We start from the raw sequence: 21,794 nt of genomic DNA on the forward strand, positions 1-21,794 counted from the left end.
CCATAACCCGGGCGGGCCGTACAACCGAACTTCCCCCTGGAACGTCTACCTGGCAGAGTGCGCGGGCCGGCGCACACCTCCGCGGGAAAGGCGGAACGGACCATGGGGGACATACGCAGACGGAGTGCCGTCGTCCTCGGGGTCACCTCGCTGGTGGCTCCGCTCACACTCGCCCTCGGTGCGGCGCCCGCGCAGGCCGCGAGTTGCACCACCTCGGCGGGCCCGTACCAGAAGAAGGTGGAGAAGTTCCTCGGCCGTCCGGTCGACGGCAAGCAGTCCTCCGCCGACTGCAAGGCCATCCGCTCCTTCCAGACCAAGCACGGCATCAAGCCGAACATCGGGTACGCCGGCCCCGTCACCTGGGGAGTGATGGACCTGATGAACAAGCAGAAGGCGGTCGGGAAGAACCCGAACAAGTCCGGCAAATGCCCCACGAACAAGGGTCGGATCGCCTGCGTGAACCTGACGCTCCAGCTGAGCTGGATCCAGGACGGCAAGAAGCTGGTCCACGGCCCCGTCCCGGTCCGCACCGGACGCAACGGATACGAGACCCGCACCGGGCTGAAGAAGATCTACTGGCGCAACATCGACCACGTCTCGACCATCTACGACGTGCCGATGCCCTACAGCCAGTTCTTCGACGGCGGCCAGGCCTTCCACTCGGCCGGCGTCAGCATGTGGAACCCGCCCGGCTCCCACGGCTGCGTCAACATGACCAAGGCGACCGCCAAGAAGTACTGGTCGCTGCTGAAGAAGGGTGACGACGTCTACGTGTACGGCCGCAAGCCGGGCACCTGATCCCGGGCCTGCCGAGATGTGAACTCCCCCACGTTTGAGCGGCAGATGGACGTGATCAGCAACACTGTCGGAATTGTCCGATGTGCGTGCGATTACTCACAGCGTCTTCACGTCGTGAGCCGTATGCTTCACGGCATGTCCACCACTGTTGAAGCCTCCTCCGAGCGATCGGCTGCCGAGGTCAACGAGGAGATCCGGGCCCTGTGGCTCCGGTCGGGCGGGACACTGAGCGTCGAACAGCGCGAGGAGTACCAGCGCCTGGTCCAGGAGTGGGCCTCGGCCCTTCCGCAGCCGGCCAGGGCAGCCTGACCGGCCCCTGCGGCCCGTCCCGGGGCGACCTCGGCATCGCATCCCCCGTCGGCTGGGCACCCGTGATCGATGGGTGCCCTTCTCGTACTGGCCCCGGCCCTCACCTACGCGGGCGGATCAAGGGTTCGCTGCCCGCCGAGTCCGTCGCCTGAACCGATCTGCTGTGGGGCGCCCAGTCCGGCGTCGGCAGCGCCACCGCGATGCGCTTCCGTGGCCTCGGGCACGGCGCGATGAGCGTCGTGGTGCCCGTGAGCGCCGTCATGGGCGTCGCCCTGTCCGTCCTGTGCGGAGTCCTCCTGCTCGGTGACCGGCCCGGCCGGACTGTGGCCCGTCGCCGCGGGCCGCGGCGCGGCAGCCAGGTCCTGCTTCCCGACGCCGTACGCTCCTGCGGCTGCCGGCGCGGCCGACCGCCCAGGCACTGCTGATCGGGGCAGGAGCGGCCCTCGGCCTTGTCCTCCACCTGCTCGCCGCCCAGCGGCAGATGCTCGCCGTCGCGGTGGCCCCGGCCTCCCTCACCCGGCCCTGCCCGTCATCCCCCGCCTCGCCGTACTGCGCGAACACGTCTCCCGACGGCAGGCCGCCGCGCTGCTGGGAGCCGCCCTGGCGACGGTGCTCCACACGGTGGGCCGACCGGCCCGGGGCCGCGGCCCGCTCAGCCCCACGTCGCCGAGTAGTGCCGCCGGTACGCCTTGCGGTCCTGCTCCGCCCGGATCCACCGCGAGGCCACCAGCGCGACCAGGCTGCCGCCGATCACCAGCAGACCGGGCCCGACGTTCTGCGGGTCGGCCAGCCGTGACAGCAGCGTCGAGGGGTCCGGGACGATGCCCCGCACCGGGGTCGACGATCCCGGGGAGGCGGTGTCCGGCGCCGCAGCGCCCCCGGCGTCCGACGGGGCGGGGGACGGCGCCGCCGCACCGCCGTCGGCCCCGGGCGCCACGATGAGCCGCACGTCGAGTTGCGCCAGCGCCTTCGTCAGCGGCTGGAAGAACGTCGTCCCGCCGGTCCGGCAGTCACCGCTGCCGCCGGACGTGACGCCGAGCGCGATGCCCTCGGAGAACATCGGACCGCCGCTGTCACCGGGCTCCGCGCACACATTGGACTCGATGAGCCCGCTGACCGTCCCCTCGGGATAGTTCACCGTCGCGTTGAGCGCGGTCACCTCTCCGTCGCGCAGTCCGCTGGTGCTGCCGCTGCGGAAGATCCGCTGCCCGACCGTCGGATCGGCGACCCCCGTGATCCGTACACCCTTGCCGCCGCCGACCGCCACCACGCCCGCACCCTCGCCTGCCCGTCCGCCGGCGTACTCGATGAGCGAGTAGTCGTCCCCGGGGAAGCTGCCGCCGACCGTGGTGCCCACCTTCTGCCTGGCCCGGTCGTCGGCGAACCACACCGACCCGTCGGGCCCGCAGTGCCCGGCCGTCAGGATGAAGTCCCGCTTTCCGTCGGTCACGTTGAAGCCTGCCGAGCAGCGGCCGGCCGTGGACAGAATGGGCTGGGCCCCGTTGAGGCGGGTGGTGAAGGTGCCCTCGGTCCGCTCCATGCGCACATAGCCGCCGATGCCGTCCGCCACGTCCGTCAGCTCCGACCAGTCGTCCGACGAGACCGTGCTGTCGCCCCGGACGACCACCTCGTTGGACCGGTAGTCCATCGCCCACGCCGTGCCGGGCACACGCGGCGCCGAACTCAGCGTTCGGGTCGCGGACTTGAAGTCGTCCATGCTGTGGCGCACCATCTTCGGCTCGGCGCCCGCCTCGCGCACCTCGGCGGCCGCCTCGTCGTCCGTGACCGCGACCACCGTCCTCCCGTCGGCGCCGATCCAGCTGCCGGCCGTGCGGGACGTGCCGAGCTTCGACACGAGACCGGCCCCCGGACCCACCGCCGTCTCCTCGGCGGTGGAGAACGGAACCGCCTCGGGCACCTGCGGTTCACTGGCCACGGCGCGAGTGACCATCGTGGCCCCCAGGAGGATTCCGCCGACGGCCGCCAGCCGTGTCACTCGCCGGACGACCCGTCGTCGTGCGTGCCTCATGCATGGCTCCCGAACCTCTGCAGTGCGGTGCGAACACCGCGGGGCCTCCCCTGAGTCGAGTGCCCCCTTCCCATACGGGCCCCGGACCCGGCGTGTTCACCCCGGACGCGATCCGATGCGCGCAGATCGGATCAACGGCCGGTGCCCACCGGCGGGTTGGCGGTGTCCAGGCCGAGCACGGCCGCGCTGCGGGAGTCGCCCCACACCGACGCCCGGTCCACATAGGGGCGCAACAGCGCGGCCAGCGCCGGATCCCCGCGGCCGTTCAGCTCGTCCGAGGCCGCCTTCCGTGCGATCCCGGCGAGGAAGTCCGCGAGCTGCACCCGGGGATCCTCCCGCGCGACGACCAGCCGCACCTCCTCGAGGGCGATGCCGCCGCGCCGTGCGGTCTCCTCGATCCACGCGATGCGCTCGGGCGTCAGGAGGTTCTGCCGGTCGTGCACCAGCCGTACGGGCCGCCGTCCGCCCGCGCTCCAGTACGCGGCCGTGGAGACGATCGCCGGGAGCAGGGGATTGAGCACCGGTATCCGCACGGCCGGCCCGTCGGGCAGTGCCGCCCGATACGCCTCGGCGCGGTCCCGCCGCGCCGCGAGCCGCCCCAGTACCCGCGCGGCCGGCGTACCGGCGTGCGCGCCGCGCAGTTCGTCGACCGTGCCGAAGAACCGCGCGACGGACGTCCCAGGTTCCCCGCCGCGTACACGCAGCAACTCGTTGGCGGCCCGCAGGAACCGCGCCCACCCGTCGGCTCCGACTTCCCGCCGCCCCGCGCGGAACAGGACGACGGCCGCGACGGGGTCCTCCAGCAGCAGGGCGACCACGCGGTCCACCACGAAGAACGCCTTCTCCGTCAGATGCACATGGGCCCGGCCGTGCAGGGGCCCTCCGGGGACGAGCAGCCACTCCAGCACCGACCGGTGCTTCTCCCGCAGCAGGTGCGTCGCCTTGTACTCCGAGGCGGGTGAGCGGATACGGTCCCGGATCTCCCGTACGGTGCCGGCCGCGGCCGTGACGGGCACGCACACGCCGGCGTGCGCGAACACGTCGGTGTTCCCGCCGGTCAGGTTCTCGCCGTCCGACCCCGACTCGTCGCAGGCGATCTCCAGCACCGTGCCGGCGGTGCCGTCATCTGCCCGGTTGTCCCGATGTCCGCTCACACCACGGCCCCTATCGTGTGCTCATGACCAGGATCCCGCACGAGACGTCCGGTGAACCGAATCCTCTGCACGCCCTCACCCTCGACCGTCTGCGACGCCGCACCAGCATGAAGTGGCGCACCCATCCCGAGGACGTGCTGCCCCTGTGGGTGGCCGAGATGGACGTCCCCCTCGCCCCACCGGTCGTGCGGGCCGTCACCGGCGCCATGGAACTCGGCGACACCGGCTACCCCGTCGGCAGCGCCTACGCCGAGGCACTGGCCGCGTTCGCCGAGAAACGGTGGGACTGGGGCGGGCTCGCCGTGGAGCGCACCGCGATCGTGCCCGACGTCATGCTGGGCGTGGTCGAGATGCTCAAACTGGTCACGGGGCACGGCGACCCCGTCGTGGTGAACCCGCCGGTGTATCCGCCCTTCTTCGACTTCGTGCGGCACATGGACCGCCGGGTCGTCGAGGCACCGCTGGGCGTGGACGGGCGGATCGACCTCGGTGTCCTGGAGGACATCTTCCGGCGGGAGACGGCCGGCCGGGGACGGGCCGCCTACCTGCTGTGCAGTCCGCACAACCCCACCGGCACCGTCCACACCGCCGAGGAACTGACCGCCGTGGCCTCCCTCGCCGGGCGCTACGGCGTTCGGGTCGTCGCCGACGAGATCCACGCGCCCCTGGTGGTCGGCGACACGCCCTTCGTGCCGTATCTGAGCGTGCCGGGCGGCGGGCGCGGCCTGTCCCTCATGTCGGCGTCCAAGGCGTGGAACCTGGCCGGACTCAAGGCGGCCCTCGCCGTCGCCGGGCCCGACGCGGCCGACGACCTGGCGCGGATGCCCGAAGAGGTCGGCCACGGCCCGAGCCACGTCGGCGTCCTCGCCCACACCGCCGCCCTGCGCGACGGCACCGCCTGGCTGGACGCCCTGCTCACCGGACTCGACGCCAATCGACGGCTGCTCGGCGAACTCCTGGCCGACCGGCTGCCGGCGGTCCGATACCGGCCAGGGGACGCCACCTACCTGGCCTGGCTCGACTGCCGCGCCCTCGGCCTCGGGGACGATCCGGCCCGGGCCTTCCTCGAGTACGGTCGGGTGGCCCTCACCTCGGGCCTCCCCTTCGGCACGGGCGGCAAGGGGCACGCCCGCCTCAACCTCGCGGCCTCGCCCGAGGTGCTGACGGAGGCGGTGCGGCGGATGGCGGTCGCCGTGGAGCGGGCGGGCGCCGCCCCTGGCTGACGAGTGCTGCGGCGATCCGCGGCTCGCGGCGCCCCACGACCCTCGGTCCCGATCGCGGTGAACCCGACGCGCATCTGCGGATGGCGGCGGACTCCGGGGCGCGGCGGATGCTGGACATGGGGTGCGGGACGGGGTGTTCGCCCTGCTCCTGGCCGAACGCGGGATCGAGGCCGGCGGTGTCGAGCCCGCCCGGGCTTCCCTCGATGTGGCGCGGGCCGAGCCGGGCGCCGCACGGGTCCGCTGGATCGACGGCGGCGCGACGGCCCTGCCGCCGCTGCGGGTCGATCCGGCGGGGCGCCCGCGCGGCGCTGCGGCCCGGCGGGCGGCTGGTGTTCGAGACCCGGGACCCAGGCCGGCGGGCGGGGGAGTGGCGGACCCGGGAGGAGTCGTTCGGCAGCACGGACGTCCCCGGTTGCCGGCCGATCGAGAGCCGGCACCGGGTGAGGGCGGCGGACGGCCCGCCGGTGACCTTCCGCGGCGCTGACCTCCGACTCGACGCTGCGCTTCCGTGAGCGGCGGAAGATCGAGGCCCACCGCGCGGCCAGCGATACGAGCTGGAGGAGATACGGAACGCACCCGACAACCCGGGCCGGGAGTTCGTCTTCGTCGCATGCCGCCCGGACGACACCCCCTAGACTTCACCCATGGACGACGCGTTGCCGGCCCGGCTCGGGGCCGGGAAGTACCTGCTGCTCACCAGCTACCGGAAGAACGGCACGCCCGTGGCCACGCCGGTGTGGGTGGTGCGTGACGGTGACGCGCTCGGCGTCTGGACCGTCGCCGACTCGTGGAAGGTGAAGCGGATCCGGGCCCGTGGCGACGTCCTCGTCGGCCCGTGCGACGTACGCGGCAATCCGACCGGGGACCAGGTCCCCGCGACCGCGGAGATCTGCGACCCCGCCACCACCGCCCGCTATCGGGTGCTGCTCGCCCGCAAGTACGGCCTCCTGGGCCGGCTGACCCTACTCGGCAGCCGCCTGCGCCGGGGTACGGAGGGCACGGTCGGTATCCGCATCACCCTGTGACACGGCTGCCGGGGTGTCAGGTCCAGGCGCGGAAGGGCTCGTCGACCAGTTGGAAGACCGGTTCGCCCCGCACCGGGTCCTTGGCCGTCGACAGCCGGACCCGGTCACCGCTGTGGATACCGATGGGCGGGCCCATGACCCTGCCGCGCACCACGAACCCCTCGGCCATCTCGATCAGGGACACGTTGCGTGCCGCGGGGGTGTTGCGGTGCAGCACCGTGGAGTGGCGGACCGTCCCGACGCCCTCGCTGCGCTCCGTGCGCAGTTCGCTGCCCTGGCAGACGGGACACAGCAGCCGGTGGTACGTGGCGGTGCCGCACCAGGTGCAGCGCTGGTAGAGCATGGCCTCCGCGTGGTCGGCGCCCCGGGGCTCGAGGACGCCCGTCGCGGAGCCGGCTGCCTGCTGAGCGACGCTTCCTGAGTGGTGGTACACGCTGGTCAACTCCCTGCATCCGGCCGTGATCCCGCGTGCGCGGTCGTCCGGGCACGCGTGTGCCCGGCTGTCGGCGCCACCGTGCACAGCCACAGCGTATGGCACTCAGTGTCACGCGTAAAGGCACTCCGTACCCTCAATCGCGGCGGACGGTCAGCCGCGCCCGAGCGCTGACTCGGCTTCCTGCACCACCCGCCAGAGCGGCGCCCCGCGCCGCGCGACGATCACCACCACGTCCTCGGGCCCTCCGGAAACCACCGGGACCGCCTCGTCGGCGAACGCGGCCCGCACATGCTCCAGCGCATGGTCCACCGCGGCCTCGGCGTCCCCCTTGCCGTCCGAACGCAGCCAGGAGCGCAGCGCGTTGTTGTGGGCGGCGACCACCGCCGCGGCGATCACATCGGCCCGGAGGATCCCGTCGCGCAGACCCGTGTAACGGGACCGCAGGTACCCGGCCAGGGCCCGCTCGTAGCGCCAGACCACGGACAATTCGTAGGCCCGCAGTCCCGGCACCTGCCGGGTGAGGCGGTAGCGCTGCACGGAGAACGCCGGGTTCTCGGCGTACATCAGCAGGACCAGCCGGGCGGCGTCACAGACCTTGCGCACCGGTTCGTCGTCGGGGCCCGTGGCCAGGAACTCCGTCATGTCGGCCAGACACCGCTCGTGGTCGGGGAAGACCACGTCCTCCTTGGAGGGGAAGTAGCGGAAGAAGGACCGCCGCCCCACTCCGGCGAGCGCCACGATGTCGTCGACCGTGGTCTCGTCGTAGCCCCGTTCCAGGAACAGCCGGAAGGCCGCCGCCACCAGGGCGTCCCGCATCGTCGGCTTCTCGGCCTTCTCACCGCGGCCGGCAGCCGCACCGCTGGAGCTCATGCACGGAACGTAGCACCGGGAGCCGGGCGATGGCACTCGGTGCACGCACGGCACGGAACTCAGTACCTCCGAGCCCTCCCTCGCAGGTCGTCCCTATGATCGAGCCACCGTCGTCCCCAGGAGCCCGCATGCCGTCCGCCCGTCCCCGTGTCCTCTATGTCACCGACCTGGCCTACCCGGCCCGCGGGCGCCGCTACTGCGACGAGGACATCTTCCTGACGTCCCGGCTGCGCGAGCACTTCGATCTCGCGCTGTGCCACCCGCGGGACGCCGTCGCCCTGATGGACGGCTTCGAGGCCGTCGTGGTCCGCAACAGCGGCCCGGTGCTGGAGTACCGGGACGCCTACGACGCCTTCCGTGAGCACGCCACCGCGACCGGCACACCGGTCTACAACCCGCTCAGCGGCCGGGGCGACATGGCCGGCAAGCAGTACCTGCTCGACCTCACCGCCGCCGGCCTGCCCGTGATCCCCACCGTCGACCGGCCCGGGGACCTGCACCGGCTGCCGCAGGCGGAACGGTACGTCGTCAAGCCCAGGCTCGGCGCCGACTCCATCGGACTGCGCATCGTCCCCGCCGGCGAACTGCCCGCCCTCGTCGACGGCGACGTGCTGGTGCAGCCGCACATCGACTTCGCCTACGAGGTGTCCTTCTACTACGTCGACCACTCCTTCCAGTACGCCCTGTACGCCCCCGACCCCGAGCGGCGCTGGCAGCTGGAGCGCTACGAGCCCACCCCGGACGACCTGGACTTCGCCCGCCGTTTCATCGAGTGGAACACCCTCGGCCACGGCATCCAGCGCGTCGACGCCTGCCGCGCGCCGGACGGCGGACTGCTGCTGGTCGAACTGGAGGACCTCAACCCCTACCTCTCCCTCGACGCCCTCGACGAGACCGGCCGGGAGGCGTTCGTGGCGGCGACGGTGACGTCCCTGCGCCGCTTCCTCCGCGACACCGCCGGGGCGGGGGGCTGAACCCGGCGGACCCGCGTCCCGTATCTCTCCCCACAGGCGGCTCAACTCCCCGCTCGGTACGGAAGGAGAGCGACGTGACGACACCGTCCGAGCCCGGGCGACCGCACGGCGGACCGCCCCTCGAACCCGTCCGCGTCCTGCGCCCGCGCCGCACCGACGCGCTCGCGGAACTGTTCCGTGAGTTCGAGCGGGAACAGCGGGGTGGCGACGAGCAGGTGCCGCCGCCCCGGCTCCCTGCGGGCTCCGAGGACCGGACACAGGAACTGCCGCCCGTTCCCGCCGGCCGGCCGGCGGTCCGGCAGCGCTCCTGGAAACGCGGCACCGCGCTGGCGCTCGCCGTGGCCGCCGCAGCCCTGACCGGCTTCGGCGGCGCCCTGCTGCTCACGGACCGGAACACCGAGGAGCGCGCGGCACCGGCCCCCGTGCCGTCCTCCGGTCCGCCCGCGGCGCCGTCCTCCGGCCCGCCCCCGGCGCCGTCCGCTCCCGCCGACCCCGGCTTTCTCCGTGAGGGGGACTCGGGCCCCGAGGTGACCGAACTGCAGGAGCGGCTGCTGCGCATCCCGGACGTCTACCGGGCGGGAGCCACCGACGGCCGCTACGACGCCACCCTCTCGGCCGCCGTCGCCCGCTTCCAGCTCTGGTACGGCATCCGGGGCGACGAGACCGGCGTCTACGGCGACGACACCCGGCTGGCGCTGGAGTCCCGTACGGGTGACCCGGCGTCCTGACCTCGGACGGCGGCTACCGCTCCTCCGGCACACGGATGTCCAGCACGCACACGTCGTCGCGTCGTCCGTCCTCCAGCATCGCGTCCAGCAGCGTGCCCAGGGAGCCGAGTTCGTCGCCCGGGTGGGCGGTCACGGCCTCCGCGAGCCGCGCGAGTCCCATGTCGATGCTCTCCGGGGGACGCTCCACCAGACCGTCGGTGTAGAGCAGCACCCGGTCGCCCGGCTCGAGCCGGCACTCGGCCTCCTCGAAACGCGGCGTGGCGGTCGCGCCCAGCAGCATGCCGGGGGGCCGGCGCAGATAGGTGACCTCGCCGCCACGCACCAGCAGCGGAGGGGTGTGCCCCGCCTGGGTCCACAACAGCCGCCGCTCCGCGGGCCGGTAGCGGGCCAGGACCATGGTCGCGGTGCCGTGGGAGTCGCGGGAGTGCAGCAGCAGGGTGTTGAGCCGGGCGAGCGCCCCGGTCAGCGAGGAGCCGGTGATGACCATGCCCTTGGCGGTGAACCGCAGCTGGGCCATGGTGGCGACGGCGTCCACCCCGTGCCCGGCGACATCACCGACGACGAACAGCGCGTCGCCGTCGGGCAGTTCGATGGCGCTGAACCAGTCACCGCCGACGTGTATGCCCGCCTGCGCAGGCAGGTAGGCGACCTCGACGCGCAGCCCGGCGAGGTGCACCTCCTGCTCGGGCAGCGGCAGCAGGGCGTTCTGCAGCCGGGCGACCAGGACGCGCTCGGACTGCAGGACGTCGTGCTGGGTGAGCATCGCCTGCTCGCTCTCCACCAGGGCGAGCTCGGCCCGCCGCCGAGCGGTCAGATCCTGCACGATGCCGTGCGCCTCCACCGGTGTGCCGTGCCCGTCGGCCACCACTTCGACGACGAGCCGCAGATGCCGGACGCCGCGCGGGCCCCGGACGCGGAACGGCACGTCGAACGGCCGGCCCTCCCGGGCCAGGGACCCGACGGCCCGGCGCAGCACGGACCGGTCGTCGGACAGCGCGAGCGAGGGCAGACCGGCCAGCGGCACCGGGCCCTCGGCGGGGTCCCGGCCCATGATCTCGAACACCTGCGACGACCAGGACGCCTCACCGGTGGCCAGGTTCCAGTTCGCCCAGCCGAGATCGCCCAGCCGCTGCAGTTCCGCGAGCCGCTGCTCCTGACGGTCGGAGGAGGCGTGCCGGACCCAGGTCACGACCAGCGCGTCCTCCAGCCGTGTCACCCGCAGGGAGTAGGTGGTGAGCTCGGCGGCGCCGTCCACCATCTCCTGGTGGGCGAACGGCTCGCTCTCGTACGTCGTCCCGTCGGCCAGGGTGTCCAGGCAGCCCTGCCACACCGGCGCCTCCGCCAGGCCGGGCCAGACCTCCAGCAGCCGCCGCCCGGTCGGATCATCGCCGGTGCCGTCCAGCAGATCGGCGACCTGGGGGGTGGCGGCGTCGACGCGGAAGTCCTCGGGGTCGCCGGAGGGGTCGCGCAGCGGGATCAGCAGCATCGCCGGTATGGGCAGCGCGGCGAACAGCGCCCGGACGGCGTCCGAGGAGGCGTCGGGCACCGGCTCCGCGGCGGAGGTGAGGGTACGCAGCCGGCCGGCGCACAGCCGGACGACTCCCCGCAGATGGGCGCGGTCGCGTGGGGTGAAGCAGCCGGGGCGGCCGCGCAGCACACCGATGCAGACGTCGGCGCCGTCCCCGGCGGACAGCGGAAGCCAGGCCCGGGACCGCCACCGCTCGGGCGGTTCGCCGATCAGCAGGTACCGTGCGCTGTCCTCGGCGAAGTTCTCCAGCCAGCGGGGTTCCCCGGCCTCCAGGGCGTCCAGCACCGCGACCCCGCTGAAGGGCGGCACCTGACGCCACTGCACGGCGAGCTGCTCGTGGACACCCGCGTGCCCGAGCAGTTCGGCGCCGCCTCCGGGCCGGCGGGCGTAGATCATGACCGAGTCGGCGCCCAGGTCCGGCCCGAGGTGGTCGAGCAGGCTGCGGGCCAGGTGCTGGTGGGTGTCCACGTGTACGAGGGCCCGACCGAGACGGCCCAGCGCGTCGGCGACGTCGTCGGGCGCGGAGGCGGCCGCCGGCGGATCGGCGGCGGGCAGGCCCTCCGCCGTGCCGTCCGGCCGGTTCCCGGGCCGCCGCGGGGACGTGCCGTTGCCGGACCGGGTGGGGGCCAGTTCACCGAGGGCGATCCAGCACTCCTCGAGCAGGGTGCGACGGACCGCCTTGGCGCGCTGCAACAGCGTCTCGCCCGCGGTGTCGGCGGAGCAGCCGGTCAGTGCGATCACGACACCCTTGGCGCGCTCCACGACCGCCGAGGTCGCGGCCTGCTCGCGCAGCCGGTCCAGCTCGGCGCGCTGCTGGGCGACGACCCTGGCCAGTTCCACCAGGTCCGGTACGGTTCCGGACTCCACCGGGACTATGCGCTCGCGCTTCACGCGACGAGCATCGCACACCACCCCCGGTTCGTTGACCGGCTTGTTCCCCCGGATTCCCGGAGGGCCGGCCGGCGGGCCTTTCGGCGGGGCCGGGGCCCCGTCAGCGACCGCTTTCGGCCAAGGCCCGGGTGACCGCCCGTACGCTGCGGGCGAGGTGCTGGAGCTGCAGGACCTCGGCCGCGTAGAGCTTGATGGAGTGCTCGATGACCCCCTCGTGCACACCCAGCCGGGGCAGATCGGCCCGGGCGGTCTGCAGGGCGGTGCGGGCCACCCGGATCTCGTGCTCGATCTGTATCTGGGCGTGCCGGGCCAGCAGGACGGGGTGCCGGATGAACGCCGGGTAGCTGGCGTAGCGCGCAGGCACCAGCTCGCGCAGCCACTTGGCCGCCGAGCGTTCCCAGTCGTAGCTGCCGGGGGTCTTGACCTGGCCGGGCCAGTCGGGACCGGGGCGCGTGGACATCAGGGGCATGATCATCGCTTCCGGGTGTGCGGCGTCGTCGGCGTGGACGACGGGGTGGGGCGGCCCCGGCCTAGGGGATGACCGGGGCCGCCACGGGTGGCCGGGCAGGGGACGCCCGGCCGAACACCCTGACCGCCGGAGCGGGTAGGAGCCGGCGGCTTCGGGTGTTCGCGCAGGAGCCCGGTCGGGACCGGTGCCATCCGCGGCGAGTGGTGCTGGCAGCGCATGGGCGGACCGTCGGCTTTCCGGGCGGAGCGGGTGAGGACGAGAAGCTGGATCGCGGCCCGCAGCGACCGGGCCGCGATCCGTGAGCAGTATTTATATATGCCATCTGGTTTGCAAGACGTATGAAAACATTCATGCGCGCTTTGATGCGGAAGCGCCGCGGACGGCGGGCGGCAGGGTGGCGGGCGGATCAGTCCCTGAGGAAGAACTGGTGCTCGTCGGCCACGTGTTCGTACTCGTCGAGCCGGGCCTGCGTCCGCTCCGGATCCGCGTCCGTCATGGCCTGGAGCAGCGCCGCGCACATCACGCCCGGAGCGGCGTAGGAGTCGAAGACCAGCCGGGACCCGGTGCCGGTGGCGAAGGTGACGTCGGCCTCGTCCACCAGCGGACCGAGCGCCAGATCGGTGATCAGCGCGACCTTCAGCCCGGCGCTGCGCGCCACCCGCACCGCCGTCAGGGTCTCCTGGGCGTGCCGCGGCATGGAGAAGGCCAGCACCCAGGTGCCGCCCGCCTCCCGCGACTGCAGCAGGGCGTCGTAGGCGACACTGCCGCCCCGCGTCACGAGCCGCACGTCCGGGTGGATCCGCCGGGCGGCGTAGGCGAAGTACTCGGCCAGGGAGACGGAGATGCGCAGACCGAGGACGGTGAGCGGTGTGGACGCGGACAGCCGGCGTCCCGCTTCGATGACCCGGTCGGCGTCGGCGAAGTCCCGCCGCAGGTTCTCCAGGTTCTCGATCTCGGCGTCGACCGCCGCCTGGAGTTCGTTTCCCCGGATCTCCTCTGCGGGTGCGCCGGTGCGGGTACCAAGGGTGATCGACTGGAGCTTCTCGCGCAGCGCGGGGTAGCCGCTGAAACCGACCGCCGAGGCGAACCGGGTCACCGAGGGCTGGCTCACCCCGACCCGGTCGGCGAGGTCCGTGATCGACAGGAACGCCGCCTCGGCGATGTGCTCGATCAGGTACTGGGCGATGCGTCGCTGGCCGGGGGAGAGCCGGGGGCGGTCGAACAGCGTGCGGAGCTGGGCCGTCGGGGACATCTCCGTGTCCTGGCCCGCCTTCCCCGAGGTGATCGCGGATGCCTGTGCACGTGCCTGCTGCGGCGATGGCACCGGTGTGCCTCCTTCGTCTCCCACGATGGTTCAACATAGCCGACGCACCGTGGTGACCAGGCTTCTCGCCGGATCGCACCGGCCCGCTTTCCCGGGGATACCCACGGCCCTTCGGGGAACCCGCGGCACAGCGCAGCAGAGGAAACCCCAGGGAACATGAGGAGCCACCGGACATGACCGTCCCCGAGGAGAACCGGCCGAAGACCCGCGACACCGACGACACGATCGAGCAGCGGGAGGACAACGAGACGCGTGCGCAGGGGGGCACCGGCCGCACGATGCGCGAAGCGCTGGAGGAGGCCGAGATCAGCCCGGACGACTACGACGAGCGCTGACCGGACCCGGAGCACCCCACCCAACCCCATCCCGACGCGACGACGTTTCGGCAGGTGAAACCATGAGCGCCCTGAGCGCGCTGGAAGAGGCACTGGAGAACCGATGGCAGGCGCTGTGGGCGCGCATGTTCGGCCGGGACCCGGTCGAACTCGTCGACGCCCTGCGGCGCGAGTGCGACAGCAAGGCGGTGGTGTGCCGGGCGGGCCGGGTGATGGTCCCCAACGCCTACGACGTGGAGCTGGCCGGCCCCGTGCACGAGGAACTGACGCGCCGGGGCGGCCGCGTGGGGCAGGTGCTCACCGACCGGCTGGCCCGGCACGCCGCGCGTCACGGCTACGAATGGGCGGGCCCGCTCGCCGTGCATGTCCACCGGTCCGCCGAAGTGCCCAACGGCCGTTACCGCGTGGCGAGCAGCGTGATGCCGCACGTGAGCGCGGACGGCTTCCAGCGGGCGGGGGCGCCGGGGCGGGGCTGACGCCCCGCACTCAACGCCGGTAGACGGTGATCGAGTGCCCGACGTCGTCCACCGGGCGGCTGCTCCCGATCAGCTCGGCCAGCCGGCCCGTCGCCTTGGCCGCGGCGGAGTCCGACACCGCCAGGATCCCGTGCACCTCCTCGGGCGGTACCCGGAGCGGATCGTCCGCGTCGATGCCGTAGTACGAGGGCACGCCGCTGCCCTTGTAGACCAGCCAGATCCGCTCGTCCCGGTACCGGTCCCGCAGCCGGTCGGCGAGCCGTCCGAGGTCCTGGCCCCAGTCCACATTGGAGTCGTGCAGCCGCAGCCGGGTCTGCGACGGGCCGCCGAACGCCTCGTTGGAGTACGGGAGATAGTAGGGAAAGGCCCGCAGCGAACTCACCGCGACGGACGCGACGAGCAGCGCCGTCACCGGAGGTGCCCATCGCCACCGCACCATCGGCACGCACCCCGCCGCCACCGCCAGGAACATCGGCAGGAACACGGCGTACCGGGTACCGAAGTCCCGTGACCCGTACATCGCGGCGGCCAGCAGGACCGCGGGCACCGGGAGCAGATACGCCGCCGCGGGCCGCAGCCGCCGCACCGCCACCAGCGCGACGGCGCCGGCGGCCCACAGCAGGAGCACGCCGAGCGGCGTCTTCACCAGCAGCGCGGCCGGCAGGTAGTACCAGAGCGATCCGGTGTACACCCGCCCGAACAGAAAGCCCTCCCACGCCCAGTACTCCAGGTTGAACTGGACGCGCATGCCGTCCCGGTAGGCCTCGGGAAACGGCAGCAGTTCGACGAACAGCCCGCGCAGTCCCCGCACCACGGGCACCGGCTGCTGCGGATCCCAGCGCAACCGCGGATCGACGGCCAGGTACACGGCCCAGACCACGGCGACCGCGATGAGGGCGAACGCCGCGGCGGCCGCGGCCGCCCGCCCCAGCCGGCGCCACCGGTCGCCGGTGGAGACGCACCACACCGCCACGGCCGCCGTCAGCACCGCCACCGGCGCGGCGGGCAGCACGCTCATCTTGGTGGCCAGCGCCGCCCCGAACGCGGCCCCGGCGAGCGGCAGATGGAGCCGCGGCCGGCGTCGTGCCCGCCACAACAGCCACACCGAGGTCAGCACGAACCCGGCGGCCGGCACGTCGAGTGTGGCCAGCGAACCGTGCGCGATCACGTCGGGGGAGAGGCAGTACAGCGCGAGTGCCGCCAACGCACCAGTGGTTCCCGCCAGTTCACGGGCGAAGGCGAAGACGACGAGCCCGAACAGCAGCGTCAGGACGATCACCGGCAGGCGGGCCCAGAACATGACCCGCCACGGGTCGTTGCCCGACTCGTACAGCAGCCGCCGTCCCAACGCGCTCTGGTCACCGTCGAATCCCGGCTCCAGGTGCGGATCGGCGACCGCCACCCCGGCGGCGATCAGCAGTTTCCCGAGCGGCGGATGCTCGGGGTTGAACCGCAGACTGTGCTCCTCCAGGTACACGGCGGCCGTGCCCGCGTACACGGGCTCGTCGATCGTCGGCGTCTGCCGCACCGCGGCGGTCACCATCGCCACGGCCATCTGCGCGAGCAGCAGCACCACCACCACGAGCACCGGCCACCGCCGGTCCGGACGGCCGGGGGCGGAGCCTCCCTCACCGTCGTCGAGGACAGGCTTCCGTGCGCGCGCCGCCACCAGACCCCTCATGGGCCCCTACTCTCGCACCCCCGCACGCACGCGGGGGGTCACAACGCCCGGCTCCCGGCCACCGGTGCCCGCGCGGCGAGTTCCTCGAGCGGGTCACCGGTCAGCCGGCACACCCTCCACTCCTCAAGGAGCTCCGCCCCGAGCGACTCGTAGAACGCGATGGCCGGCTCGTTCCAGTCCAGCACCACCCACTCGAAGCGTTCGAAACCGCTCTCCCGGCAGATCCGCGCGAGAGCCGCCAGCAGGGCCCTGCCGTGACCGGCACCCCGGGTGTGCGGGCGTACGTAGAGGTCCTCCAGGTGCATCCCCCGGGTACCGGTCCAGGTCGAGAAGCGCGGGAACCACAGGGCGAAGCCCGCGACCGCGCCGGCGGCGTCGTCCTCGGCGAGCAGGACGCGGGCGGCGGGGTGTGCGCCGAACAGGGCCTCGCGGAGCTGCTCCTCGGTGGCGCGGGCCTGCTCCGCGGCCCGCTCGTACGCGGCGAGCTCGCGGATCATCGAACGGATCTCGGGGACGTCGTCCACGGTGGCTTCTCTGATCATGGACGAGAGCCTGTGTCAGGGTGCCGTACCGCGTCCAGTCCGTTCCGCCTGCCGGGACGCGCCCGGCCACGCGGACGCCGGCACCACGAGGTCGGCGCGCTCACGGGTCGGGGCGATCCGTTCGGCGTTGCGGCGGTCCGAGCGCTCCACCCAGGCCACCGCCTCCTCGTGGCTCTTGCCGAACTCCTCGTGCCGCGCGATCAGACGACGCAGCCGCTCGTCCTCGTCCAGGTCGCAGAACCACACCTCGTCCAGCTGCGCCCGGACGCGCTCCCAGACGCCGGTGCCCAGCAGCAGGTAGTTGCCCTCCGTCACCACCAGCCGGACGGCCGGCGCCACCGGGACGGCTCCCGCGAGCGGCTGCTCCAGCACCCGCTCGAAGCCGGGGGCGTACACGACATCGCCGTACGCCTCCTCACGCAGCCGCCGCAGCAACGCCGCGTAGCCGGCCGCGTCGAAGGTGTCCGGCGCGCCCTTGCGGTCACGGCGGCCGAGCCGGTCGAGCTCGGCGTCGGCGAGGTGGAAGCCGTCCATGGGCACGTGCGCGACCCACGGCTCCCCGGTGCCGTTGAGCTCTCGCACCAGGTGCCCGGCGAGCGTGGACTTGCCCGCGCCCGGGCTGCCGGCGATGCCGAGGATCGCGCGCCGCCCCTCCCGGGGGAGACCACGGGCACGGCGGAGGAGGTCGTCGAAGGTCAGCGCCACACGCCAGAGTGTGTCACCTCGCCGGCGGGCGGTCTGCCGCCGAGTGGCCCGCGCCGCCCGCCGGCCGGGGCCGTCCGGGGAACTGTGTCTGTATGACGGATCTGGGTCTGCCCGATGACATTCTCGCCTGCCTCTTCGATCTCGACGGCGTCGTCACCAGGACGGCCGCCGTGCACGCCGCCGCCTGGAAGCAGATGTTCGACGGCTTTCTCCACGAGCGGGACGGCGACGCCTTCCGGCCCTTCACCGACGCCGACTACGACGAGTTCGTCGACGGCCTTCCGCGCGCCGACGGAGTACGCACCTTCCTCGCCTCCCGTGACATCAGCCTGCCCGAGGGCGGACCGGACGACCCGGCCGACGCCCGCACCGTGCACGGCCTCGGCAACCGCAAGAACGCACTGCTGCTTCAGAGGATCCGCGCCGGCGGCGTGGCGGCCTACGACGGCACCCTGCGCTACATCGAGGCGGTCCGCGCCCGGGGGCTGCGCACGGCGATCGTCTCCTCCAGCGCCAACTGCCGCGACGTACTGCGGTCGATCCGCGCCGAGCACCTCTTCGACGTCCGGATCGACGGGGTGGTCGCAGCCGAGCGCGGTCTGCCGGGGAAACCGCGGCCCGACACCTTCCTCGCCGCCGCCGGGGACCTCGGTGTGGAACCGTCCCGCGCCGCGGTGTTCGAGGACGCGCTCGCCGGCATGGACGCGGGCCGCGCCGGAGGCTTCGGATATGTCGTCGGCGTCGACCGGGCGGGCCGCGCCGACGCCCTGTACGCGCACGGCGCCGACCTGGTCGTCACGGACCCGGCGGAGCTCCTGGGGGATCGGTGAGCACGCGGGGCACGCCCGGGTCGGATGAGACGGTTGGCTGTATATCACCCTGCGTGCCCGTTCCGCGCGGGTTAGGTTGGCCATGATCTTCCGATGCCCGGTCACGCCGCCCGCTCACCCCACGGCTCGCGCGGCCCGGCGCCCATGACGTGCGCGAACGAAGGACGGACGATGACCGACGGCGCCGGTGCCCTGCTCGCCGCGGCACGACGACGCGAGCAGCGGTCCGGGCCGGACGCCTCCCGGAATGCACACGCCGGCGGGCCGCTCGCGGTGCTCGCCGCCGTCTTCACCCTCGCCCAACTCGCCCTGGTCCGCCCCGTGCTGGGCCTCGGCTGGGACGAGATCGTCTACACCAGCCAGGTCACCTCCCACCACCCGGCCGCCTTCTTCAGCGCGCCGCGCTCCCGGGGCGTCTCCCTGCTGGTGGCGCCCGTCGCGTCCTGGTCCGACTCCACCGTGCTGCTGCGCGTCTACCTCGCCCTGCTCTCCGGCCTGGGCCTCCACCTGGCCTTCCATGCCTGGCGCGGCCTGTTCCCGACCCGGGTCCTGGTCACCGCGGGCGCCTTCTTCGCCTCCCTGTGGGTGACCCTCTTCTACGGCCCACAGGCCATGCCCAACTACTGGGTCGCGGTCGGCGCACTGATCGCCGTCGGCGGATTCCTGCGCCATCGCGCGGCCCTGGGGCCCGTTGCGAAGGTCCCGCCCTCCGGGCGGACGACGGGACCTTCGCAACGGGCCCCCGCGTCCGCAAGCCCGCTGTGGGCCGTCGTGGCGGGGACCGCGCTCATGGCGTGGATGCGGCCCACGGACGCCGTCTGGGTGACCGTCCCGCTCCTCGTCGCCGCCATCGCCGGCCGGCGATGGCGGTCACTGCTCGCCGTCGTCGGCGGCCTGGCTGCGGGCGGGGCCGAGTGGCTGATCGAGGCGTACACGGCCTTCGGGGGCCTCGGCGAGCGGCTGGCCGAGGCCTCGCGCATCCAGGGCGGGCTGGGCTGGCACATCGCCGTGGACGACCAGCTGCGCAGCCTGGGCGGCCGCGCCCTGTGCCGGCCGTGCACCGGGTCGATGCCCCACCCGGTGATCACCCTGTGGTGGTTCGTGGTGCCGCTGCTCGCCGTCCTCGGGCTGATCCTCGCCGTGCGGGCCCGTCGCACCCTGCGCACCCTGGTTCCGCTGGCCTGTGCCACGACCGCCGCGCTCCCGTATCTCTTCATGATCGAGTACGCGGCGCCCCGCTTCCTGCAGCCCGCCTACGCCCTGCTCGCGATCCCGGTCGCCGACGCGCTGTGGCACCTGGTCACGGCACCGCGCGGGAGGTGGCGGACGACCGCCAGGGCCCTGGTCGCGCTGGCGGTCGCGGGCCATCTCACCGTCCAGCTGACCGTCCTCGTGTACACCGTGGACCGCAACATCGACAGCCGCCGCGACTGGGCCCGTACGGCCGGCGAACTGCACCGGCTGGGAGTCCGCCCGCCCTGCCTGATCACCGGCCACGAGGCCATCCCCGTCGGCTACTACACCGGCTGCTCCTCCGGGGCCACCTCCGGCAACAACGAGAACACCACGGCCGCGGAGATCGTGCGCACCGCCGACCGCGTCCCGGTCGCCACGCTCACCGGACCCGGCGGCACACCGCCCGGCTACGCCCGGCCCTGGCCCGCTCACCGGATCGGCGACCTCGAGGTCCGCATCGCCCCGGCCCCCGGTCCCGGCGCGCCCCGGTGACGACGGCCCGGGGTGGTTTCCGGCACGCCCGGCGCAGGTAGGTGTCGGTTGTCGGCTGCGCAGGGTGCGACGAGGGGGGAGCACGGCATGACGGAGAGCGATCACGAGGGGCGGCTGGGGGAGGAGTTCTTCACGCCGGGGACCTCGTCCTTCACCGAGTTCCTGGCGGCCCACCGTCCAGGACTGCTGGGCCCCCGCGGTCTGCCGGCCGGCCCGGGGCCGGTGCGGGCCCCGCACGGCACCACGATCCTCGCCCTCACCTACCGTGACGGCGTTCTGGTCGCCGGCGACCGCAGGGCGACGATGGGCAACCTGATCGCCCAGCGCGATCTGGAGAAGGTGCTGCCCGCCGACGACCACACCGCCGTGGCCATCGCCGGCACCGTCGGCATCGCCCTGGACATGGTGCGGCTCTACCAGGTCGAACTGGCGCACTTCGAAAAGATCGAGGGCATCCCCATGACCCTCGCCGCGAAGGCGAGCCGGCTCGCGGCCATGATCCGCCAGAACCTCGGACAGGCCATGCAGGGCCTCGCCGTCGTCCCCCTCCTCGCCGGCTACGACACCACCGCCCCCGGAGGGGGACGTGGCCGCATCTTCTCCTACGACGCCGCCGGCGGCCGCTACGAGAAGTACGGCTTCCACGCGGAGGGATCGGGCTCCCCCTACGCCAGGGGAGCGCTGAAGAAGCTGTACCGGCAGGACATGTCCCGCGACGAAGCCGCGTCGGCCGCGCTGGAGGCGCTCTACGACGCGGCGGAGGACGACTCGGCGACCGGCGGCCCGGATCCGGCCCGAAGGATCTTCCCGGTCGTGGCGGTCATCACCGAGGACGGCTACGAACGGCTCCCCGAGGCGGAGACACGGCGGCTGAGCCTCGCCATGGTGGACCGGCGGCGGTCCCGTCCCGACGGCCCGAACGCGCCCCTCTGACCTCACCGGGGCCCTCCCGGCCGTCCGGCGCACGGGATTAGAGATCGCGTGAGGGGAAACGCGGATCTGACACCCGAGACGAAACGAGCCGACGCAGCGCGACAGGGAGGACGCCATGGGCTCCGAACCGATGGCCGACGACGCCTACCAGCCCACCGGGAGCAACGAGGAGCAGGAGGACGCCGCGCCGCTCGACATGCAGGACGCCCTCGACGAGCGCACCTACGACGACACCCTCGACGAGGGGTACTCCCCGCCGGAGAAGCCGCTGGGCGTCACCAAGCACGGCACCACGGCCGCCGAGCAGCACGACGGCGAGACCCTCGACCAGCGGCTGGCCCAGGAGGTGCCCGACGCGTCCGCGCCCGCCGGGGACGAGGTGGGCGACCTGCCCGGCGGCGAGGGCGAGCCGGTCGACCCGGAGGCGGGCACCGGCCGCGCCGGGCGCCTGGTCGCCCCCGACGAGGGCGCCCGGACGGACACCACCAAGGAGACCGTCGCCGAGGACGTGGGCATCGACGGCGGGGCCGCCGGCGCGGAGGAGGCCGCGATGCACGTCGTCGACGACGAGACGGCGCTCCCGGAGGACCGGGACAGAACCTGACCGGGCACCGGACACGGCGCCGGGGGGGGGGGGGGGGGGGGGGGGGGGGGGGGGGGGGGGGGGTGTGTGGGGGGGGGGGGGGGGGGGGGGTGGGGGAGAGGGGGGGGGGGGGGGGGGGGGGGGAGAAAGCAGAGGGCGGGGAAGCGAGCGGCGTATGAGGGGGCCGGGAGACGACCTTGCAGGTAGAGTCCATCAAAGAGGC

23 protein-coding genes and 1 pseudogene are annotated in these 21,794 nt (G+C 73.3%); 14 read left to right on the plus strand and 10 right to left on the minus strand.

Annotated features, from left to right (window positions below; all coding sequences use genetic code 11):
• Positions 1 to 102 precede the first annotated feature (102 nt).
• The 3 genes from ACZ44S_RS22845 (at position 103) to ACZ44S_RS22855 (ending at position 1,532) form a co-directional block, all read left to right on the plus strand.
• Entirely contained in the window at positions 103 to 798 is a 696-nt protein-coding gene (locus tag ACZ44S_RS22845) for a L,D-transpeptidase family protein (protein ID WP_466931844.1), read from the plus strand.
• A 123-nt stretch (positions 799 to 921) separates the two neighbouring features.
• Positions 922 to 1,107, plus strand: a complete 186-nt coding sequence (locus tag ACZ44S_RS22850; RefSeq protein WP_466931896.1) for a hypothetical protein — start codon at positions 922 to 924, stop codon at positions 1,105 to 1,107.
• Positions 1,108 to 1,307: 200 nt separating this feature from the next.
• A complete protein-coding gene (locus ACZ44S_RS22855) occupies positions 1,308 to 1,532 on the plus strand; it encodes a hypothetical protein (protein WP_466931846.1) in 225 nt (74 codons plus the stop codon).
• Positions 1,533 to 1,759: 227 nt separating this feature from the next.
• Here the strand turns inward: ACZ44S_RS22855 and ACZ44S_RS22860 are convergent, their stop codons facing one another.
• A complete protein-coding gene (locus ACZ44S_RS22860; protein WP_466931848.1) occupies positions 1,760 to 3,136 on the minus strand; it encodes a S1 family peptidase in 1,377 nt (458 codons plus the stop codon).
• A gap of 131 nt (positions 3,137 to 3,267) precedes the next feature.
• Positions 3,268 to 4,290: a hypothetical protein gene (locus tag ACZ44S_RS22865; RefSeq protein WP_466931850.1), complete on the minus strand. Its 1,023-nt coding sequence runs from the start codon at positions 4,288 to 4,290 to the stop codon at positions 3,268 to 3,270.
• A 23-nt stretch (positions 4,291 to 4,313) separates the two neighbouring features.
• On the opposite strand from ACZ44S_RS22865, the gene ACZ44S_RS22870 reads away from it, so the two are divergent.
• From ACZ44S_RS22870 to ACZ44S_RS22880, 3 genes and pseudogenes are all read left to right on the plus strand, one after another.
• Positions 4,314 to 5,513 (plus strand): MalY/PatB family protein, encoded by a 1,200-nt coding sequence (locus tag ACZ44S_RS22870; RefSeq protein WP_466931852.1) that lies wholly within the window; start codon positions 4,314 to 4,316, stop codon positions 5,511 to 5,513.
• Positions 5,506 to 6,148 (plus strand): annotated as a pseudogene (locus ACZ44S_RS22875) (class I SAM-dependent methyltransferase). The gene ACZ44S_RS22870 and the pseudogene ACZ44S_RS22875 overlap by 8 nt, the downstream one beginning before the upstream one ends.
• Positions 6,149 to 6,157: 9 nt before the next feature.
• Positions 6,158 to 6,538: a PPOX class F420-dependent oxidoreductase gene (locus ACZ44S_RS22880; RefSeq protein ID WP_466931854.1), complete on the plus strand. Its 381-nt coding sequence runs from the start codon at positions 6,158 to 6,160 to the stop codon at positions 6,536 to 6,538.
• A gap of 16 nt (positions 6,539 to 6,554) precedes the next feature.
• Here ACZ44S_RS22880 and ACZ44S_RS22885 read toward each other — a convergent pair whose 3' ends face one another.
• Both ACZ44S_RS22885 and ACZ44S_RS22890 read right to left on the minus strand, forming a co-directional pair.
• Positions 6,555 to 6,971: a Zn-ribbon domain-containing OB-fold protein gene (locus ACZ44S_RS22885; RefSeq protein ID WP_466931856.1), complete on the minus strand. Its 417-nt coding sequence runs from the start codon at positions 6,969 to 6,971 to the stop codon at positions 6,555 to 6,557.
• A 153-nt stretch (positions 6,972 to 7,124) separates the two neighbouring features.
• Complete coding sequence (locus ACZ44S_RS22890) at positions 7,125 to 7,844, minus strand: TetR family transcriptional regulator (protein ID WP_466931858.1); 720 nt, start codon at positions 7,842 to 7,844, stop codon at positions 7,125 to 7,127.
• A 128-nt stretch (positions 7,845 to 7,972) separates the two neighbouring features.
• Between ACZ44S_RS22890 and ACZ44S_RS22895 the strand changes: the two genes are divergently transcribed.
• Together ACZ44S_RS22895 and ACZ44S_RS22900 are read left to right on the plus strand one after the other, a co-directional pair.
• Positions 7,973 to 8,818 (plus strand): ATP-grasp domain-containing protein, encoded by an 846-nt coding sequence (locus ACZ44S_RS22895; RefSeq protein WP_466931860.1) that lies wholly within the window; start codon positions 7,973 to 7,975, stop codon positions 8,816 to 8,818.
• A gap of 74 nt (positions 8,819 to 8,892) precedes the next feature.
• Complete coding sequence (locus tag ACZ44S_RS22900) at positions 8,893 to 9,546, plus strand: peptidoglycan-binding domain-containing protein (protein WP_466931861.1); 654 nt, start codon at positions 8,893 to 8,895, stop codon at positions 9,544 to 9,546.
• Between the two features lie 13 nt (positions 9,547 to 9,559).
• On the opposite strand, the gene ACZ44S_RS22905 is transcribed toward ACZ44S_RS22900, so the two are convergent.
• The 3 genes from ACZ44S_RS22905 to ACZ44S_RS22915 all read right to left on the minus strand — a co-directional run bounded on the left by ACZ44S_RS22905 (position 9,560) and on the right by ACZ44S_RS22915 (position 13,758).
• Positions 9,560 to 11,965 carry a SpoIIE family protein phosphatase gene (locus ACZ44S_RS22905; protein ID WP_466931863.1) on the minus strand — a complete coding sequence of 802 codons (2,406 nt, stop codon included), beginning with the start codon at positions 11,963 to 11,965 and terminating at the stop codon, positions 9,560 to 9,562.
• Positions 11,966 to 12,065: 100 nt separating this feature from the next.
• Positions 12,066 to 12,440 carry a hypothetical protein gene (locus ACZ44S_RS22910; protein ID WP_466931865.1) on the minus strand — a complete coding sequence of 125 codons (375 nt, stop codon included), beginning with the start codon at positions 12,438 to 12,440 and terminating at the stop codon, positions 12,066 to 12,068.
• Between the two features lie 400 nt (positions 12,441 to 12,840).
• Positions 12,841 to 13,758: a MurR/RpiR family transcriptional regulator gene (locus tag ACZ44S_RS22915; protein WP_466931867.1), complete on the minus strand. Its 918-nt coding sequence runs from the start codon at positions 13,756 to 13,758 to the stop codon at positions 12,841 to 12,843.
• 173 nt (positions 13,759 to 13,931) lie between these two features.
• Here ACZ44S_RS22915 and ACZ44S_RS22920 point away from each other — a divergent pair, with 173 nt between their 5' ends.
• Positions 13,932 to 14,093: a hypothetical protein gene (locus ACZ44S_RS22920; protein WP_190162519.1), complete on the plus strand. Its 162-nt coding sequence runs from the start codon at positions 13,932 to 13,934 to the stop codon at positions 14,091 to 14,093.
• 62 nt (positions 14,094 to 14,155) lie between these two features.
• On the plus strand, positions 14,156 to 14,569 hold the full coding sequence (locus ACZ44S_RS22925) for a DUF3662 domain-containing protein (protein ID WP_466931869.1): 414 nt from the start codon (positions 14,156 to 14,158) through the stop codon (positions 14,567 to 14,569).
• A 10-nt stretch (positions 14,570 to 14,579) separates the two neighbouring features.
• Here the strand turns inward: ACZ44S_RS22925 and ACZ44S_RS22930 are convergent, their stop codons facing one another.
• The 3 genes from ACZ44S_RS22930 to ACZ44S_RS22940 are packed head-to-tail and all read right to left on the minus strand — an operon-like array spanning position 14,580 to position 17,497.
• Entirely contained in the window at positions 14,580 to 16,250 is a 1,671-nt protein-coding gene (locus tag ACZ44S_RS22930) for an ArnT family glycosyltransferase (RefSeq protein WP_466931870.1), read from the minus strand.
• A 38-nt stretch (positions 16,251 to 16,288) separates the two neighbouring features.
• The gene (locus ACZ44S_RS22935) at positions 16,289 to 16,792 is read right to left on the minus strand and encodes a GNAT family N-acetyltransferase (RefSeq protein ID WP_466931872.1); all 504 of its coding nucleotides are present in this window, start codon (positions 16,790 to 16,792) and stop codon (positions 16,289 to 16,291) included.
• Positions 16,793 to 16,807: 15 nt separating this feature from the next.
• Positions 16,808 to 17,497, minus strand: coding sequence for a nucleoside/nucleotide kinase family protein (locus ACZ44S_RS22940; protein WP_466931873.1), 690 nt, complete (start codon positions 17,495 to 17,497; stop codon positions 16,808 to 16,810).
• Positions 17,498 to 17,589: 92 nt separating this feature from the next.
• Here ACZ44S_RS22940 and ACZ44S_RS22945 point away from each other — a divergent pair, with 92 nt between their 5' ends.
• The 4 genes from ACZ44S_RS22945 (at position 17,590) to ACZ44S_RS22960 (ending at position 21,592) form a co-directional block, all read left to right on the plus strand.
• Positions 17,590 to 18,327 carry an HAD family hydrolase gene (locus ACZ44S_RS22945; protein WP_466931875.1) on the plus strand — a complete coding sequence of 246 codons (738 nt, stop codon included), beginning with the start codon at positions 17,590 to 17,592 and terminating at the stop codon, positions 18,325 to 18,327.
• 171 nt (positions 18,328 to 18,498) lie between these two features.
• Positions 18,499 to 20,055: a hypothetical protein gene (locus tag ACZ44S_RS22950; protein ID WP_466931877.1), complete on the plus strand. Its 1,557-nt coding sequence runs from the start codon at positions 18,499 to 18,501 to the stop codon at positions 20,053 to 20,055.
• A gap of 87 nt (positions 20,056 to 20,142) precedes the next feature.
• Positions 20,143 to 20,988: a proteasome subunit beta gene (gene prcB / locus ACZ44S_RS22955; protein WP_466931879.1), complete on the plus strand. Its 846-nt coding sequence runs from the start codon at positions 20,143 to 20,145 to the stop codon at positions 20,986 to 20,988.
• Positions 20,989 to 21,103: 115 nt separating this feature from the next.
• The gene (locus ACZ44S_RS22960) at positions 21,104 to 21,592 is read left to right on the plus strand and encodes a DUF5709 domain-containing protein (RefSeq protein WP_466931881.1); all 489 of its coding nucleotides are present in this window, start codon (positions 21,104 to 21,106) and stop codon (positions 21,590 to 21,592) included.
• Positions 21,593 to 21,794: the final 202 nt, after the last annotated feature.

The sequence above is a fragment of the Streptomyces malachitofuscus genome, from assembly GCF_055571035.1.